Annotated in this window: 16 protein-coding genes and 1 riboswitch; of the genes, 12 read left to right on the forward strand and 4 right to left on the reverse strand. The window is 38.6% G+C overall.

Going from position 1 to position 18,525, the window contains the following annotated elements; translation table 11 throughout:
- The first annotated feature begins 16 nt into the window (after positions 1-16).
- The 7 genes from PSF86_RS03895 (at position 17) to PSF86_RS03925 (ending at position 9,112) form a co-directional block, all read left to right on the forward strand.
- On the forward strand, positions 17-1,396 hold the full coding sequence (locus tag PSF86_RS03895) for a glucoamylase family protein (protein WP_277898733.1): 1,380 nt from the start codon (positions 17-19) through the stop codon (positions 1,394-1,396).
- 6 nt (positions 1,397-1,402) lie between these two features.
- On the forward strand, positions 1,403-2,389 hold the full coding sequence (locus PSF86_RS03900) for a metallophosphoesterase (RefSeq protein ID WP_277898734.1): 987 nt from the start codon (positions 1,403-1,405) through the stop codon (positions 2,387-2,389).
- Positions 2,390-2,443: 54 nt separating this feature from the next.
- Complete coding sequence (locus PSF86_RS03905; RefSeq protein ID WP_277898735.1) at positions 2,444-3,238, forward strand: carboxylesterase family protein; 795 nt, start codon at positions 2,444-2,446, stop codon at positions 3,236-3,238.
- A gap of 141 nt (positions 3,239-3,379) precedes the next feature.
- Complete coding sequence (gene bglX, locus PSF86_RS03910) at positions 3,380-5,650, forward strand: beta-glucosidase BglX (protein ID WP_277898736.1); 2,271 nt, start codon at positions 3,380-3,382, stop codon at positions 5,648-5,650.
- 22 nt (positions 5,651-5,672) lie between these two features.
- Positions 5,673-6,587: an alpha/beta hydrolase gene (locus tag PSF86_RS03915; RefSeq protein WP_277898737.1), complete on the forward strand. Its 915-nt coding sequence runs from the start codon at positions 5,673-5,675 to the stop codon at positions 6,585-6,587.
- Positions 6,584-8,239 carry a sulfatase family protein gene (locus tag PSF86_RS03920; protein WP_277898738.1) on the forward strand — a complete coding sequence of 552 codons (1,656 nt, stop codon included), beginning with the start codon at positions 6,584-6,586 and terminating at the stop codon, positions 8,237-8,239. Before PSF86_RS03915 ends, PSF86_RS03920 begins: the two co-directional genes overlap by 4 nt.
- 39 nt (positions 8,240-8,278) lie before the next feature.
- On the forward strand, positions 8,279-9,112 hold the full coding sequence (locus PSF86_RS03925; RefSeq protein WP_277898739.1) for an endonuclease/exonuclease/phosphatase family protein: 834 nt from the start codon (positions 8,279-8,281) through the stop codon (positions 9,110-9,112).
- A gap of 92 nt (positions 9,113-9,204) precedes the next feature.
- Here PSF86_RS03925 and PSF86_RS03930 read toward each other — a convergent pair whose 3' ends face one another.
- From PSF86_RS03930 to PSF86_RS03940, 3 genes are read right to left on the reverse strand one after another with little or no spacing between them, the layout of a single operon-like run.
- The gene (locus tag PSF86_RS03930) at positions 9,205-10,005 is read right to left on the reverse strand and encodes an ABC transporter ATP-binding protein (RefSeq protein ID WP_338424014.1); all 801 of its coding nucleotides are present in this window, start codon (positions 10,003-10,005) and stop codon (positions 9,205-9,207) included.
- Between the two features lie 4 nt (positions 10,006-10,009).
- The gene (locus PSF86_RS03935) at positions 10,010-11,041 is read right to left on the reverse strand and encodes a FecCD family ABC transporter permease (protein WP_277898740.1); all 1,032 of its coding nucleotides are present in this window, start codon (positions 11,039-11,041) and stop codon (positions 10,010-10,012) included.
- A complete protein-coding gene (locus PSF86_RS03940; protein ID WP_277898741.1) occupies positions 11,038-12,204 on the reverse strand; it encodes an ABC transporter substrate-binding protein in 1,167 nt (388 codons plus the stop codon). The genes PSF86_RS03935 and PSF86_RS03940 overlap by 4 nt, the downstream gene beginning before the upstream one ends.
- Before the next feature lie 141 nt (positions 12,205-12,345).
- Positions 12,346-12,614, forward strand: a riboswitch (cobalamin riboswitch).
- A gap of 69 nt (positions 12,615-12,683) precedes the next feature.
- Here PSF86_RS03940 and PSF86_RS03945 point away from each other — a divergent pair.
- Positions 12,684-14,567 carry a TonB-dependent receptor plug domain-containing protein gene (locus PSF86_RS03945; protein WP_277898742.1) on the forward strand — a complete coding sequence of 628 codons (1,884 nt, stop codon included), beginning with the start codon at positions 12,684-12,686 and terminating at the stop codon, positions 14,565-14,567.
- Positions 14,568-14,626: 59 nt separating this feature from the next.
- Here the strand turns inward: PSF86_RS03945 and PSF86_RS03950 are convergent, their stop codons facing one another.
- A complete protein-coding gene (locus tag PSF86_RS03950) occupies positions 14,627-16,123 on the reverse strand; it encodes a GFO_1087 family putative carboxy terminal peptidase (RefSeq protein WP_277898743.1) in 1,497 nt (498 codons plus the stop codon).
- A 196-nt stretch (positions 16,124-16,319) separates the two neighbouring features.
- Between PSF86_RS03950 and PSF86_RS03955 the strand changes: the two genes are divergently transcribed.
- The 4 genes from PSF86_RS03955 to PSF86_RS03970 all read left to right on the forward strand — a co-directional run bounded on the left by PSF86_RS03955 (position 16,320) and on the right by PSF86_RS03970 (position 18,524).
- Positions 16,320-16,832: a GFO_1088 family ECF-type sigma factor gene (locus tag PSF86_RS03955; protein ID WP_277898744.1), complete on the forward strand. Its 513-nt coding sequence runs from the start codon at positions 16,320-16,322 to the stop codon at positions 16,830-16,832.
- Positions 16,816-17,253 (forward strand): PG0215 family putative anti-sigma factor, encoded by a 438-nt coding sequence (locus PSF86_RS03960; protein WP_277898745.1) that lies wholly within the window; start codon positions 16,816-16,818, stop codon positions 17,251-17,253. The genes PSF86_RS03955 and PSF86_RS03960 overlap by 17 nt, the downstream gene beginning before the upstream one ends.
- A gap of 20 nt (positions 17,254-17,273) precedes the next feature.
- Positions 17,274-17,828 (forward strand): GFO_1090 family protein, encoded by a 555-nt coding sequence (locus tag PSF86_RS03965; RefSeq protein ID WP_277898746.1) that lies wholly within the window; start codon positions 17,274-17,276, stop codon positions 17,826-17,828.
- 156 nt (positions 17,829-17,984) lie between these two features.
- On the forward strand, positions 17,985-18,524 hold the full coding sequence (locus PSF86_RS03970) for a GFO_1091 family lipoprotein (RefSeq protein ID WP_277898747.1): 540 nt from the start codon (positions 17,985-17,987) through the stop codon (positions 18,522-18,524).
- Position 18,525 lies beyond the last annotated feature (1 nt).

The raw sequence follows: 18,525 nt of genomic DNA on the forward strand, positions 1-18,525 counted from the left end.
CAATAAACAAACCTTCATGCGATTAATTTTAGCATTTATAGCTGCCACATTCATACTAAGTGGATGTGACAGTTCTAAAAAAACAGAAAAAGAAGCCGTAGAAACGCCTTCTGAAAAAACCAACGAAGAAACTCAGTTTGCGCCCTCCAAAGACGACAATGCTTTAATGGATAAAGTGCAGCAGCAAACTTTTGAATATTTTTGGGATGGCGCGCAACCAAATTCTGGCTTGGCCGCCGAGCGTATTCATTTAGACAATATTTATCCTTCAAACGATAAACACATCGTTACAACCGGTGGTAGCGGTTTTGGTTTAATGGCTATTCTGGTAGGGATAGAAAGAGGCTATATTACCCGTGAACAAGCTTTGGACAGGTATGTTAAAATTGTAGATTTTTTAAAGAAAGCAGACCGTTTTCACGGGGCTTGGCCACATTGGATGGACGACAATACTGGAACAGTAAAACCATTTAGTAAATTCGACGATGGAGGCGATTTGGTGGAAACGGCCTTTTTGGTCCAAGGACTTTTAACCGTTGCCCAATATTACAAAGACGGCAATGAAAGAGAACAGCAACTGGTAGCCGATATCCAAAAAATGTACGAAGAAGTAGAGTGGGATTGGTACACCAAAGAGGAAAACGTACTCTATTGGCATTGGTCGCCCAATAATGGCTGGAAAATGAATTTCCCAGTGGGTGGATACAACGAATGCCTAATTATGTATGTCTTGGCAGCAGCTTCTCCAACACATTCAATTTCTAAAGAAGTATACGAACAAGGCTGGGCGCGTAACGGTGCCATTGCGAAAAGTACCACTTATTACGATCTACCAACGGTATTAGACCATTACGAGCACAATGATGATCCTGTAGGACCCTTATTTTGGGCACATTATTCTTATTTAGGCTTAAATCCAAAGGGACTTAAAGATCAGTATGGAGATTATTGGCAATTAAATCGCAATCATGCACTTATTCAGTACAGGTATTGTGTAGACAATCCAAAGCATTTTAAAGGATACGGAAAAGATTGTTGGGGGCTAACTTCCAGTTATTCCATGAATGGTTATGCTGGCCATCACCCCGGAGACAAAGATCTGGGCGTAATTTCTCCAACGGCCGCATTGTCGTCAATGCCATACACTCCAGAAGAAAGCATGCAATTTTTAAGGTATATGTATAAAGAGCAGGATTCCTTAATTGGTAAATATGGGCCATACGATGCTTTTAGTCTTCAGGATAACTGGTATTTACCAAGATATCTGGCGATAGACCAAGGTCCAATTCCAGTGATGATTGAGAATTATAGAACTGGATTATTGTGGAGTTTGTTTATGCGAAACAAAGATGTTCAAAAAGGACTGGATAAACTTGGATTTACGATTTCTAATTAATATTGAATGAGGTTTACTTGGCAATTAATAACCTGTATTTTTTTTGCAGCGACCATTGGTTGTAGCCCAGAAAAAACTTCGTTTGAATTTGTTGTCTTACCCGATACGCAATCGTATGTCGAGGAACATCCGGAAATCTATTTAAAGCAAATGCAATGGATTGCCAGGAATAAAAACCGATTTTCATTTGTTATTCACGAAGGGGATATTACACAAAATAATTCTACCGGAGAGTGGCAAATTGCGAAAAAGGGTTTTAATATGCTCAACGGAAAAGTACCGTATACTTTTTGTTTGGGGAACCACGACATGGGAAGCGTTCCGGGGAAATTTGCAGATGTAAGAAATACAGAAAAGGCCAATAATTTTTTTAAGGTAGAAGCCCTTAAGCAAAATTCAAACCTTCTTGCTTCCTTTCCCTCGGGAACTATAGATAACCTATGCAGCCAATTTAATATTGCAGGATATAAATGGTTTGTATTCTCATTAGAGTTTGGTCCGAGAAACAAAACCATAGCATGGGCAAATAAAATTATTAAATCGCATCCAGATGCAAAAATTATTATCAATACGCATGCATATTTGTACGAAGACAGTACATGGCAGGATGGTGAAGATTGGTGGCAGGCGCAGGCTTATGGCGTAGGGAAAGAAACTGGGGATAATGCCGTAAATAACGGAAAGCAATTATGGAATAAACTGGTTGCCAAGCACCCTAATGTTATAATGGTTTTTTGCGGTCATGTTTTAAAATCGGGAGTGGGCACTTTGGTTTCTACTGGAGAAAACGGAAATAAAGTATACCAAATGTTGGCCAACTATCAAAAAGGCGTCGAAGGCTCAAAAAATGGCGGAGATGGATTTTTAAGAATCGTTAAGATGGACATTGATAATAAACGTATTTCGGTAAGCACATATTCCCCTTGGCTGGATGCTTATAAAAAAGATGCCGATCACGATTTTACATTTAAGAATGTTGATTTTTTGAATTGAAAGAAATAGAAGTAACAAACGAAACGAAAAACAAACAACTATCAACAAAAAAAAATGAACAATAAATTTAAGTTAGTTAGTTTTTTAATATTGTGTTTTCCAATGATTATGGTGGCGCAACAAAGCCTTTACCAAAAAGATAATTTTGTTAAAGACAGCGATACGTTGCGTTACCGTATCATGTTGCCAGAAAATTTTTCAGATAATAAAGCATATCCGCTTGTTTTCTTTTTGCATGGTGCGGGAGAACGCGGTAACGATAACGAAAGTCAGTTAATTCACGGTAGCGACCTTTTTGCTTCCGAGGAAAACCGCGAAAATTATCCGGCAATAATAATATTTCCGCAATGTTCAAAAGACAGCTATTGGTCCAATGCCAGTGTAGACCGTTCCGATAACGGCGTAAAGTTAAAGTTTCATACCGATAAAGCTCCTACCAAAGCTATGGCTTTGGCCATGGACCTACTTCGGGAATATATAAGCAAGCCCTATGTAAATAAACAACAAGTGTATGTTGTAGGTTTGTCTATGGGCGGCATGGGCACTTTCGAAATCCTTTCCCGAATGCCCGATACATTTGCGGCCGCAATCCCAATTTGTGGCGGCGGAAGTACAGAATTGGTAAAGAAATATGTAAATACCCCTATTTGGGTTTTTCATGGTGCCCAAGATAATGTAGTAAACCCCAACCATTCCCTTGAGATGGTAAAGGCATTGTTAGCTGAAGGAGGTTCCCCTAGATTTACATTGTACGATAATGCAAACCACAACAGTTGGGATCGGGCTTTTCATGAACCCGATTTTTTATCGTGGCTGTTTTCGCATAAACTCACCGAAAACAAAGACTGAAAAATATGTCGATTTCTGTGCAAACAGAAATCTTTTTCGACATTATATTATAATTCGGCAAGGAGCTTTATAGGCCTGGCAGATAAGAACGGCAACTTGTTGCAGATGAACAACACTTAAGAAACATATCAATTTAAAAAAATGCGAATATTTAAAACCCTATTATTTTGTTTTATTGGCACTACAAGCCTAATAGCCCAAAATGCAAAGAAAATCCCAGAAGTAGAACAACTTCTGGAAAAAATGACGATCGAAGAAAAAATCGGACAGTTAAACTTATTAACGCCCGGCGGAGGTGTTGCCACCGGCGAAGTTGTAAGTAAAAATGTAGAAGCTAAAATTAAAACAGGAAATGTTGGAGGGCTATTTGGTGTGGCAAGTCCCGAAAAGATGAAAAAGGCGCAAGACATTGCCGTAAAAAATAGTAGGCTTGGAATCCCTCTGTTATTTGGTTCAGATATCATTCACGGTTATAAAACTACTTTTCCCATTCCATTGGGACTTTCGGCCAGTTGGGATATGGATTTAATTAAAAACACGGCTCAAATAGCTGCTAAAGAAGCCACTGCCGACGGTATTAACTGGAATTTTTCTCCCATGGTAGATATTGCCCGCGATCCACGTTGGGGAAGAATTGCCGAAGGGGCAGGGGAAGACCCGTATCTGGGATCGGCTGTTGCAGAAGCGATGGTTAAAGGATATCAAGGCACCGATTTAACGGCAAACAATACAATGCTGGCCTGTGTTAAGCATTTTGCACTGTACGGTGCCGTAGAAGCTGGACGTGATTATAATTCGGTCGATATGGGCCATGTAAAAATGTTCAATCAATACCTGCCGCCATACAAAGCCGCAATAGATGCCGGGGCGGCAAGTGTTATGACTTCTTTTAACGATGTAGACGGGGTTCCATCAACCGCAAATAAATGGTTGTTGACCGATTTGCTCCGGGATAGTTGGAATTTCGACGGCTTTGTGGTTTCCGATTATACTTCGCTTAACGAAATGATTGCCCATGGCCTAGGCGACTTGCAAGCTGTTTCTGCATTGGCCCTAAAGGCAGGACTGGATATGGATATGGTGGGTGAAGGCTTTTTAAGTACATTGAAAAAATCTTTAGATGAAGGTAAGGTAACCGAAACCGATATTACAAATGCATGCAGAAGAATATTGGAGGCAAAATATAAATTGGGCTTGTTGGATAACCCTTATCGATATATCGATGCTTCACGCCCCGAAAAGGATATTTTAACGGAAGAAAACAGAAAAATAGCCCGGAAAGCGGCTGCACATTCGTTTGTGTTGTTAAAGAACGAAAACAACATACTGCCAATTTCTAAAACCGCCAAAATAGCTTTGGTTGGCCCGCTGGCCGACAGTAGAAACAATATGCTGGGAACTTGGGCGCCAACTGGAGACGTAAAATATGCTGTTACCATTAAGGAAGGCTTTAATAATATTGCCCCCAACGCCACAATTAATTATGCCAAGGGAAGTAATGTTTTAAATGATAAAGAGCTTGCCAAAAAAATAAATGTATTTGGGCCCCGCGTTGAGATTAGCAATGAAACTCCCGAAACCCTGTTGAAGGAAGCCGTAGCTGCCGCCGAAAAATCGGATGTTGTAGTGGCTGTTGTAGGCGAGGCCACAGAAATGAGCGGAGAAGCCGCAAGCAGAACGGATATTAGCATTCCCCAAGCGCAGAAAAAATTAATAAATGCACTGGTTGCCACCGGAAAACCTGTGGTTTTGATACTTATGAGTGGTAGGCCTTTGGTAATTACAGAGGAGTTTGATTTGCCTGTAAGCATTCTTCAGGTATGGCATCCGGGCGTTGAGGCTGGAAATGCCGCAGCCGATGTTGTTTTTGGAGATTACAATCCGTCGGGGAAATTAACGGCCACATGGCCGCGTGCCGTAGGCCAGATTCCTATTTATCACAGTATGAAGAATACCGGACGTCCGGCTCCCGAAAACGACCAGTTTCAAAAATTTAGGTCCAATTATCTAGACCAGCCAAATGCACCTTTATTTCCTTTTGGATACGGGTTGAGTTACACAACTTTTGAATATTCAGATGTTCAGCTAAGCAAACAAAAAATAGCGCAAGGCGAATCGATAACTGTTTCTGTCAAGGTTAAAAATACCGGAAATTACGATGGAGAGGAAGTAGTTCAGCTATATTTAAGGGATGTGGTAAGGAGCATCACCCCTCCAAAACGTCAATTAAAAGGTTTTAAAAAGGTATTCATAAAAAAAGGCGAGAGCAAAACGGTTACCATTACCTTACAACCGGAGGATTTAAAATTTTATAACGGAAATTTGGATTTCGTGGCCGAACCAGGCGATTTTGAAGTATTTGTTGGCGGTAATTCCAATGCCGACTTAAAAAAATCATTTATCTTAGAATAGAAAAATTATAAAATCCGTTAAAATGAAAAATAATGTTTTAATAATCACGTTAATACTTTGTTTTTATGCCAATCTTGGAATTTCTCAAGAACGTTATAAAGATGCAGTTTTTTCAGAAATAGATTCAGAAACATATACCTATATTGATTCCCTTCAATTAGACTTTTATCATGCAAATGATGATAAAGCAATAATAAAACCGCTGCTGCTGTTGGTCCACGGTGGCGGTTTTTCATCAGGTAAACGCGATAATCCCGTAGAGAAACAATTTAGTGTTGAAATGGCCAAAAAGGGGTATGCAGTGGCTTCCATGAGTTATCGTTTAACCAGGAAAGGCACGGCTACCGGGTTTGGTTGCGATTGCCCTTCCGAAGAAAAAATAAAAACTTTCAATGCTTCAAGCGAGGATGTTTTAAGCGCGACCAAATTTTTAATAAGCAAGTCAAAAACATTAAAAATAAATCCCGAAAAAATTATTTTGGTGGGAAGTAGTGCCGGGGCCGAGGCTGTTTTAAATACTGTTTACATGAAGGGGAGCAATACAACCCAAAATCTAACATATGGTAATATTGCCTATGCTGGAGTTATTTCTTTTGCGGGTGCAATAGTCGATATTGATGATCTGAACGAAAAAAATGCCATTCCCGCTTTTCTTTTTCACGGGATTAAAGACAACCTTGTTCCTTATGGACAGGCGGCACACCATTATTGCGATGAGGGCACACCGGGCTACTTAATGCTGTATGGCTCTAAACCAATAGCCGATAAATTATCGGCACTTGGGGTTTCATATATTTTGGCAACCGACCCGGAAGGGAACCACGATTGGGCAAATTTGGCATACGGATATACCAATGAGATAGCCAATTTTATCGAGGAGGCCATCCTAAATAACGAAAAAATACAATCAAACATTCAATTGAGTTCAAAAAAATGAGTTTCCTAAAAAAAATAGTTATAAGCTGTATTAGTATTCTTTTGTGTTTTTCGGCATGTAAAAAACAGGAAAACAAAAAAGAGGATATAGCACAACAGCAAAAACCGAATATTTTGTTTATCATGGCCGATGATCATGCTTATCAGGCTATAAGTGCCTATGGTAGCGAACTTAGCAAGCTGGCACCAACCCCCAATATCGATAGGATTGCAGCAAACGGGGCCTTATTTAACCACACGTATTGTACCAATTCCATATGCGGACCGAGCAGGGCGGTTATCCTTACGGGAAAGCACAGTCATATTAACGGATTTAGACAAAATGGCGAGCGTTTTGACGGAAATCAACCAACATTGCCCAAAAAGCTTAAAACCTTGGGCTACCAAACTGCCATGATCGGAAAATGGCATTTGTATGGTTATCCGCAGGGGTTTGATTATTGGAATATTATTGATGACCAAGGACATTATTACAATCCGGATTTTGTAAGGATGGGCGATTCCATTAGAATAGATGGATATGCTACCGATATTATTACGGACGATGCCCTGGATTGGCTAAAAAATAAAAGAGAAAATGGTAAGCCGTTTTTTATGATGCTCCATCATAAGGCACCGCACCGAAACTGGATGCCGCCTTTACGTTATTTATCGGTTTACAATTCGATTGAATTTCCAATTCCAGACACTTATTTTGACGAACATGAAAACCAAGTGGCCGCTCAGCAACAAATACAGACCATCTACAAAGATATGTACGAAGGCCACGACCTAAAACTAAGCAAAGCATATGGAAGTACCGAGCTTTCCAACAATCCCTGGACAAACGATTTTGATAGAATGTCCAAAGAGCAGCGCCATATATGGGATTCGGTATATTTGCCAAAAAATAATGCATTTTGGAAAGCAAACCTGCATGGCAAAGCACTTGCCGAATGGAAGGCACAACGCTATCTACACGAATATTTAGCCACCGTAAAAGCTGTTGATGATGGCGTGGGCAAGGTTTTGGATTATCTTGAAGCAAATGGGATGGACAAAAACACTATTGTGGTTTATACCTCCGATCAAGGGTTTTATTTAGGTGAAAAAGGATTTTTTGACAAGCGTTTTATGTATGAGGAATCGTTTAGGATGCCGTTCATGATTCAATATCCAAAAGAAATAAAACCGGGAACAGTGGTCGATGCGCTAACGCAAAACCTAGACTTTGCACAAACTTTCTTGGATTATGCCGGGGCAAACGACTCTCTAACGGATGGAATGCAGGGAAAATCGTTTAAACCTGTCTTGGACGGTACTGTAAGCGACGACGATTTTAGGGGCGCTATTTACTATCATTATTACGATTATCCTGCTTTTCACATGGTGAAAAAGCATTATGGCGTAAAAACCAAACGGTATAAGTTGATGCATTTTTACGACGATATTGATGAATGGGAATTTTACGACCTTCAGAAAGACCCTAAAGAACTTCACAATGCCATAAACGACGAGAAATATGCCGATGTTATCGCGATGATGCACCAAAAACTGGATTCCCTTCAGAAGGTATATAAAGTTACCGATAAGGAATTTGAGCGGGCGCCTAAAAAGAAAGTCGAAAATTCGTATAAAGTTTTTGAAAAACTAAGGGGAACGCCAATAGAATAATGTAAATTTGAACATATAACAACAGCATATTTTAAACCAATGAGAAAGCTTTTTATCGGGATATTCTTTTTTATATCCTGCACATTAATGGCCCAGGACCTTAAGGTAATGACGTATAATATTAAGTACGATAATCCTTCTGATACGGCAAATAACTGGCAAAACAGAAAAGAATTTTTAATTTCACAGCTCAACTATAATGCCCCCGATGTTTTTGGTACGCAAGAAGGGCTGCACCATCAATTGGAGGATATTCAAAACGGACTGGAAAACTATAAATATATTGGCGTAGGGCGTGATAATGGCGATGAAGAAGGCGAATATTCGGCTATATTTTACAATGTCGATAAATTAAAGGTTATTTCTGAAAATACATTTTGGCTGTCGCCAACGCCTGATAAACCTTCCAAAGGATGGGATGCCGCCTTGAACAGAATTTGTACATATGCAGAATTTGAAAACAAGGCATCAGGGAAACGGTTTATGGTTTTTAACACCCATTTTGACCATATTGGCGAGGTTGCCCGTTATGAAAGTGCCAAACTTATCCTGAAAAAAATAAAAGCCTTAAACAAAGAACAGTTGCCGGTTGCATTAACAGGAGATTTTAACCTGGATAGCACTTCTAAAGGAGTTGTGGAAATTAAAAAGGAAATGATAGACGCGCATAGTGAAGCCGGGAAAAATGCTTTTGGCCCCGATGGGACATTTAATGGTTTTCATTTTGAAAAACCCGTTAAAAATAAAATTGATTTTATCTTTATTTCCAAAAATGATTTTAAGGTGCTTAAAAGTGGTATTTTGAGCGATTCTAAGAATTGTAAATATCCATCAGATCATTTTCCGGTAGTTGTATATTTGGATTTTAAATAGAAGTAGGCATTTCCGGCAAGGTATATAAAAACCGTGTAGGTTTTTTACTTTTAATGCCAGCATTTAAAGTTGAAAAAATATCGAAAAATATGTTATTTATTTATCTTAAAAGTACCCGAATTGCTATCAAAAGAAACGAGGTCGCCGGGAAATAAATGTTGAAAGCTTCCTTTTTCAATTAAAGAACAAGGTTCGCCAAAACTGGAATTTTCGGTATCCAAAACAAGTATTTTATCACATAATTGAATGGCCATATCTATTTCGTGAGTCGAAAATAGTATGGCTTTTTCTGTTTCTCTTGCTATTCTTTTTAGCAGATTAAGCACATAAGCCTTGTGGTAAATATCGAGATGAGTTGTGGGCTCGTCCAAAATAATTATAGATGTGTCTTGCGACAAGGCACGTGCAATCATGACCCGCTGTAACTGCCCGTCACTTAGCTCGTAACATTTTTTATGTTTTATAGTTTCCAGTCCTATCAGGGAAATTGCTTCATTTACCTTTTGTTTGTCCACTTGAGAAAGTGTTCCGACCCAATTGGTATACGGCTGTCTTCCAAGGGCAATTAACTCAATAACGGTTAAGTTTTTAGCAGGGATATGTTCTGTTAAGACAACACTGATCTCTGTTGCCAGTTGAATCCCCGTATAGGTATGTAGCGGTTCATTTTTTAATGTAATATCTCCAGATAAGGCAGGTTGGACCCTGGCTAAAGTACGCAACAATGTGGATTTCCCTATTCCATTTGCCCCAACAACTGCCGAAAGCTCGCCAAGATTTAAATCGAAATGAATGTTTCTGGCTACCGCATGGGGACGTTTTCCTGAAAAAAACCCAATTTCAAGGTTGTTGATGTTTAAGACGGTATGTTTATGATTTAAGTTGATAGTAATATATTTAAAAAATCATTTTTCTTTTTCTAATAAGCAACCAAATAATAACGGGAGCCCCAACAATAGAGGTGATTGCATTAATGGGCAATGAGAACTCGCTATTTGGAACCTGAGCTACAGTGTCGCAAATTAACATAAGCAGAGCTCCATAAAGTGCCGTAGCAGGAATTAATACATGATGATTTTGAGTGTTGAAAAGTTGTCTTGTTAAATGGGGGACCGCCAAGCCTATAAAAGCAATGGGCCCGGCAAAAGCCGTAATGCTCCCGGCCAAAATACTGGTGGCGGTAATTATAAGATAACGGGATTTTTTTAGGTTAACACCAATGCTGCGGGCATAATTTTCGCCCAGCAGGAATGCATTTAGCGACTTTATGCTTATTACGGTTAAAACCAGCCCTATAAAAACCATACAGATTAACAAATAAACCTGATCCCAACTAAGGTTTCCGAGGCTGCCAAACGACCAAAAAATGTATTGTTGCAGTTTTTCTTTACTGGTAAAATAGGAAAGCACATTGACTATGGAAGCAGTAATACTGCCAAACATCAACCCGATAATGAGCAAGGCCATGGTGTCCCTAACCTTATTCGCTACCACAAAAATTGAAAAAAGGACTATAAAACTTCCTAAGGTAGCGGCTATGGCGGTAGAAACGCTGCTAATCATGAACGAGGCAAAAATTCCCGTAAATATGGAAGACCCCATTATAAAAATGGCTACACCCAAACTGGCACCAGAACTGATGCCCAATACAAATGGACCGGCCAATGGATTTCTAAAGATTGTTTGCATTAACAAACCGCTTATGGATAATGACATTCCTACCAAAATTGCCGTAACAGCTTTGGGCAGGCGGTAGTTTATAATGATATATTGCCATGATTGGTGGTCTGTACTTTCCCCGAACAGCGACTTAAATACTTCCTTTAACGGAATATGTACAGAGCCTAAACTTATATTAATCAAAAAGCAGGCACATAATAAAATTATTATGAAGATAAATTGTACGCGGTATGATTTTAATGAGTTCAAGGCTGTAATTGCTTAAAGAAAACAGTTTTGTAATCTGGGAGGATTTCGGGGTGCAAAATATGAATTATATCTTTTAAAACAATATCCGGTCTGTTTGGCGCCAACTCGTAATAGAGCAAACCTCCGGTTACCCCGGTTGCAAGGCTATAGGTATATACTTTTTTGTCTTTATAGGCCTTGAATTGCGTATAATGCTTATTGGTTTCTTTTAATTGATTGTAGCTTACAAACTGTCCGGGGCCAATCCAGAAATCGGCATTTTTAGCTTTTTCCAATACGGTTTCAAAATTTAGGGAAAGGCTTCCTGTTCCAAAGCTGTCTTTCCATAAATAATTGGCATTGGCATCTTCCAGGAAGTGTGCTACCCAACTCTTTCCTGCTGGAACGTACCAAATATCCTTAAACATGGACCCGCTTAAAACCGTTGGCTTATTTTTAGCCGTAGTGGCCAATGTTTTTGCTTCTTGATACGATTTTGCTATGCTGTTAAAAATACTGTCGGCTTCTCTTCCTTTTTGAAAAAACGGACCGAAAAACTTAATCCATTCTGCTTTTCCCAAAGGCGTTTCCTCGACCCAGTCGCCATTGTAGACCACCGGAATGCCTGCATTTTCAATGGTGCTGTAGGTTTTGTTTTGCCCTTCAACTGTAAAACCCATTATAAGTTCCGGTTGCAGGTTAACCAGTACTTCGGTGTTTATGGACTCGTTGAGGCCAAGGTTTGTAACTTTACCTTCATCAATCTTTTTCCTTACTTTTTTAGAAGAAACATAATTGGTTCCCGGAAAGCCAATTAATGTATTTTCAACGCCCAATGCCTCAATGGCGGGAATGTGTGTTGTAGAAGTAGCTACAAGTCGGTTAACGGGGGTAGGGATAACGGCATCATATAAAGAAGAATTTATACGGATGGTCTCCATTTTCTTTTTATCAATCAATGCATATGTATATGTTTTACGTGCATTTGGCCATGGGGCATTGACTTTTATAATGGTTAGGTTACCTTGTTTTTGTATGGAAAAACCCTTTGCGTATTCAATGGGAATATCAACGGCATCTTCTTTTTTAACGGGAATGTTATTTGGTGTTTCTGAAGTTGCTTTTTTGGGCTCTTTCTTGCAGGATATGAATGCAATAATTAGTAGGAAAACTATTTTTTTCATTTAAGTTGTATGCTTAGGTTGTTGTTGGGTTACTTATTGTGAATGTAGCCTACACTTATGGCTAGTAACTATACCATGAAAAATTCAGCAATAAAATTAAGATTAATTAATGTTTTAATGGCAAGCTATGGCAAAATGTTTAATTTCGTAGCGAATTTAAGGTTTTAGATTTGCTTTTTCGGCATATCTAAATGAAAAGGGAATACGGTTAAAATCCGTAGCTGTTCCCGCAACTGTAAGTTTTATACCGTCCCGAAGATTATCGGGGTCGTTTTTGGTATCTAAAAAAAGTTGAAAACGTATTTTTTTAGTGTGTTGTTTACTTCAAAAGACCACTGTTTCAAGTTGAAGCGGGAAGGTAAAACAACGTAAGAACAAGCCAGGAGACCTGCCTTTATTCGATATTTATGTCAAACTTTCGGGATAAAAGTTTGCGTATGGGTAAACTCATACTTTTTTCCCATTTATTAACTTAAAAAATGAACAAACGTATTTTTTTACTTTGTGCAACAGGATTTTTATGCACAGTTGGGGCGGCTCAAGAAAAAGAAAACCAGCAGGATAACGATGTCCGTCAGTTGGAAGAAGTAGTGGTAACCGATTCCCGTTTTTCGCTAAAAAGGGAACATTCGGGCAAAACGGTAATCCAAATTACACAGGCCGAGCTGCAACGTAACCAAGGGAGGTCGGTTGCAGAGATTATTAATTCCAAGAGTGGTATCGAGATTAACGGGAGCCGCAGCAATGCCGGGCAAAATCTTTCTTATTTTGTCAGGGGCGGTAACAATAGGCAGGTTTTGGTTTTGATTGATGGGATACAGGTAAGCGATCCGTCTCAAATAGCGGGCGATTACGATTTGCGCCTGATGGACCTAGGCGAGATTGAATCCATTGAAATTGTAAAAGGTGCTTCGAGTACGCTGTACGGTAACCGCGCAGCGACAGCGGTAATTAATATAACCACCAAAAAGCCGGAGAAAGACAAAATATCTGGGAATTTCCAAAGTAGTTTTGGTACCAATCAACCGGCCAACGAAGACGATTATAACTTGTCTGATTTTTCCAACAATGCTTCCGTAAACGGAACCTTGGGAAAATTTAGTTATTTGGCAGGATTTGGAAATCAATATACCAACGGACTTTCGGCAGTAATAGGGGATGAAAAAGACCCGTTTAACCGTATTAATTCAAATATCAACTTGGGTTATCGTTTTTCCGATAGGTTTTCGTTTAAAATATTAGGATATTACGATAAGTTTAAAGCAGCTTTTGATAGTTCTTCGCCATTGCAGGACGACAATAGTTTTTCTGAAAGTGAACAATTTAGGGTTACCATTGCACCCGAATATACATATAGCAACGGGAGTGTAACGCTAAACGCATCTTATAATACAATTGACAGGGATATTTATTCAGCCTATCCTAATGCTTATGAAGCAAACAGTACCGTGGTGGATTTGTTTAACAAGTATAATTTTAGCGATAAATTTTATACCATTGTAGGGATAAATTATATAAAAAACGAGGCCACCTTGGGAGCGGAAACCGATTTTAATATTACCGATCCATATGCAAACGTGGTATGGGTTTCCAATTTTGGTTTGAACCTCAATGCCGGTGGCCGTTGGAACAACCATAGCGAATATGGGAGTCATTTTACCTATAATCTAAACCCGTCGTATGTAATTGACCTCGACGGGAGTTATTTAAAATTCTTGGGCTCCTACAGCAGTTCGTACATAGCGCCAACATTATCGCAATTATTTGGGGCGTTTGGGGCTAATCCCGACCTAAAACCTGAAGAAGACCGAACCTTGGAAGGCGGGATGGAATTTAACAACAACAAATTTAGGTTGAGCGCTCTTTATTTTAATAGGGAAGCAAAAAACTTTATAGATTATACTGTGGTAGACCCAGATACTTTTGAAAGCATGTACACCAATGTAGAAGAAGCTTTTACCGTAAACGGGGTAGAAGTAGAGGTGGCTTACAATCCTTTGGAAGCATTGCAGCTAGATGCCAATTACACATTTACCGAAAACAGGGACAAAGTGGCGTTGCGTATCCCGAAGCACAAGGCAAATGCCAATATAAGCTATAAGTTGCTGCAAAAAACATTTCTTGGCCTGAACTATCAATATACAGGGGAGAGGCTGGATGTTGTATACAACCCCGATTTTACTTCAGAAAATATAGCATTGGATGCGTTTTCATTGCTTAATTTTAATATAAACCATCAATTCTCGAAAAGATTGAATGTGTTTTTCAATTTAGATAATATTTTTAATGAAGAATATGTAGAAGTAGTGGGGTATACCACTAAAGGAAGAAATATAAGGGCAGGATTTAGATTGAGTTTGTAGGAAACAAAAACGGGTGCAAAATTTTACTTTGCACCCGTTTTATATTTTGTTGGTTTGTATTATTTTAAAAACTTTTCATCGCCTGGTGCGATATACATTTCGGTACTAAATTTCTTCCCTTTAATTTTTGCTACAGTTGGCAAGGTTCCTTTTCGCGATAGGCTACTTTTTGCACTAGCGCCCGATATAGCATCCAGTGTAGTTCTCAGCATAATTTCGTTGGGGTCTCCAAATGGCAATATATTGGCTGCATAAGGCGCTTCTTCAACGGGAATATCTGGTTCAAATCCGTTATCGTAATTATTTTCTTTTTCGCTGTTAAATATTTGAAAAACGATTGGTTGAAGCCCAACATTATGGTTAGGGTTTCTATTTTCACTATCTGTATAATTAACACCGGAGTCGTATACTGTAATAGAGCCTTCATTTTTACCAACTGTTGTTTCCCCCACCAATATTACATCCATAAAAGGACGTAACCCGTTAATAATCATTTCGCTGGCAGAAGCTGTATAGCCAGAGCCAATTACATATAGTCGGTTCAAAGTAGTGAGACGGTTAATTTGAATATCTTCATCTTCACCGGCATATTCACCGGTTGTTTTGTCATATATAAACGCCTTATCAAAGAAAGGATAAGTACCTCCTTCTTTTTCGTTTCTTTTTGCGTTGAATTCCAATTCGGCAAAAACATCCTCTGTTGTGGTTGTACCATCAATCATACTGGCCAAAAATGCCGCGGTCAGTACAGAACCCCCACCGTTATACCTTAAATCTAAAACAAGTTCATCGATATTGGCTGCTTTAAATTCTGCAAAAACATCATTAAGTTCTTTATGGTATGTATTTATAAAGCTATTATATACTAAATAGCCAATTTTTTTACCGTTTTCTTCAATAACAGAATGGTAATGAACTGGATTTTCATTAAGAAGGACAGCTGTTAGGTCGGTATCGTTTGCATTGCCTGTAAAGGCGCCATTTTCAAATTCACCAAAACCAAGAGAAATGGATTTTTCAGTAAACAAATTATTAAGTAGTTGATAGTTGTTGACTGTTAATTTTGTTCCATCTACCTTGTATATTAAATCGCCGCGCTTTATTCCAGCATCGCTAGCTGGAGAATTTGGAATTACATAGCCAACAAAGGCAACAACGTCATTACTGTCTTGACTTATACGGACAATATATGCTAGGCTGATTCCATAAGATTCTGAAATACCTCTAAATTCATTAGCTTGTTCGTCAACATCTTCAATATACCATGAAAAGTCGTCTTCTTCAGTATATACTAAATTGTTAAATAAATCTTCCGGATCAGTATAATTGCTTAAGAAATTTGTGTATTCTTCATCAGTAGCAAATCTATCATCAGCTAAATCGTTAACGTCTTCTTGCCAGTAATACCAGTAATTCATACTTTTCCAGATAAAATCCTGGATTTCATATTCCCCGTTAACGGGTGGGTCTACGGGATTGTCGTCTCTGTCTGTACAGGCAAAATTTATAAATAGGGCACATAATAATACCCATTGAAATTTTAATAAACGTTTCATTTTATAGGTTTTAAAGTACAACCGGTATGACTTTTTACATAGGGCTAATCACAACGGTAATGTAAATAGATTAGTATTGTAATTGTAAGATTACTTACATTTATTGAAATAAAAAAATTTATTGTAACAAAAATCAAGGTTGTTCGTCTTCCATGTAGAGAGTGCTTAAAAACACTTCTCCAAATCAACCAACAAAATGCAACAAACGGAATTTTTACATATGGTCATGCCATTTAAGGACAAGCTGTTTAGGCTGGCAAAAAGGTTGTTGGTCTCGACGGAAGAAGCAGAAGATGCTACGCAGGAAGTATTGTTGAAACTATGGTCTAAAAAAAACAAAATGGGCAATTATAACAATGTGGAGGCTTTTGCAATGACGATGACCAAGAACTATTGCCTGGACAGGCTCAAGTCTAAACAGGCATCTAACCTAAAATTGGTACATACCAATTACAAAGACGAAAACGTTTCTTTACAAAAAAAGGTAGAAGTAAACAACAGCCTGGAGTGGATGAACAAAATAATGAATACCTTGCCAGAACAACAACGCATGGTATTGCAATTAAGGGATATAGAACAATATGAATACAGTGAAATAGAAGAAATGTTGAACATGAACCAAACCGCAATAAGGGTAACCCTATCCAGGGCCCGTAAGGCAGTAAGGGAACAATTATTAAAAAAACATAGCTATGGCATCAGTAAATAAAATTGAAGAATTACTGGAGAAGTACTTTGAGGCCACGGCAACCGTAGCCGAGGAGAACGAATTGAGGAGTTATTTTTCTCAAGAACGGGTCGCCCCCCATTTGGAAGAATACAAAACTTTGTTTAATTACTTTTCTGTAGCCAAAGAAGAGAAAAGCACGCACGACGTTCCATTAAAACCTAGAAGAAATACGAGTTATTTAAAATGGATTTCTGTTGCTGCCGTTGCCGCCCTTGTATTTGGTATTTATTTAAACAGACCGGGTACTGCTTCGTTGCACGAAGAGTACACCCCCGAGGAAATCCGGTCGGCACAATTAGCGCTGGCGCTGTTATCTGATAATTTTAACAAAGGAACAGAAGGCGCGGCCTATTTGAAGGAATTTGAAAAAAACACTAACCGATTTTTGAGTAACGAATAAAAAAACTAAAAATTAAACGCATGAAAAAATTAATTTTAATAGCAGTATTAGCGGTGAGCCCGCTATTGTCGCAGGCACAGTCTATTTTTGATAAATATTCGGAGAACAGCGAAGTAACTTTTGTGGCCCTACAGCCAAAAATGTTTCAGATGTTGAGCAAGATCAACATAAGTACCGATGACCCCGATGCAGAAGCTGTTTTTGACCTAGTGAACAACATAACCAGTTTTAAGGTTATTACCACCGAGAACCCGAATATAACCAAAGACATCGATGGTTGGGTTACAAACCACCTAAAAAGTTCTTCTTTTGAAGAGTTGATGCGGGTGCGCGATGGAGAATCCAATGTGAAGTTTTACGTAAAGGAAGGCGCCGATGCCAACCACGTCAAGGAGTTGCTTATGTTTGTAACCGATCTAAATTACGACGAATTGGAGTTTAATGGCAAAAAACCCGAAACGGTACTCCTTTCCCTGACCGGAAATATCGATTTGAGGCAAATTTCCAAACTAACTTCTAAAATGGACCTTCCCGGTGGCGATCAATTGGGGAAAGCCGGAAACGACAATAAATAATTAGGCACAGAGGGAAACTTTGAAGCTGGAAGGCGAAAGTTTTTTTAACGCTGCACTTTGTAGCTTTTACGAACGCTCGAATTTACAGCTTCACACTTTAACCCTTTCCCTCACTTCCTTTTTAGCTTTACAAACTATCAATTTTATAAACTCATCATGAAAAAACAAGTCATTTTATTAATAATAACAGTTTTTGTTGCAGTATCTTGCAGCAATAACAAACCCAGTTTACAAGAATATTTTGTAAACAATAACGATAATCCAAATTTTATTTCCCTGGATATTCCTTCGAGTATTTTAGATGTTTCAAAGTCTTCTTTAAGTCAACAACAAAAAGAAGCCTACGAGTCTGTTAAAAAACTAAATGTTTTGGCCTTTAAAATTAATGGAGAAAATAAAGCCGAATATGAAGTTGAAAAGAATACCGTTAAGGAGATTTTAAAAAATGAAAAATATGAAGATCTCATGGTTATCAATAGCGGAAAACATAAAGGGGTTGTAAAGTATTTAGGCGATGACGATGCTATTGATGAAGTAATTGTTTTTGGAAGCGATGACGAAAATGGCTTTGCCTTGATACGCATTTTGGGAAACAAAATGAAGCCCGAAAATATGATGACCTTGGTAGAGGCCGCTCAAAATGGTGCCGTTGATGCCAGTGGGATAGGGAAACAGTTAAAAGGACTGTTTGATTGAT

This window comes from Galbibacter pacificus (genome assembly GCF_029603165.1).
Taxonomy (GTDB): Bacteria; Bacteroidota; Bacteroidia; order Flavobacteriales; family Flavobacteriaceae; genus Galbibacter; species Galbibacter pacificus.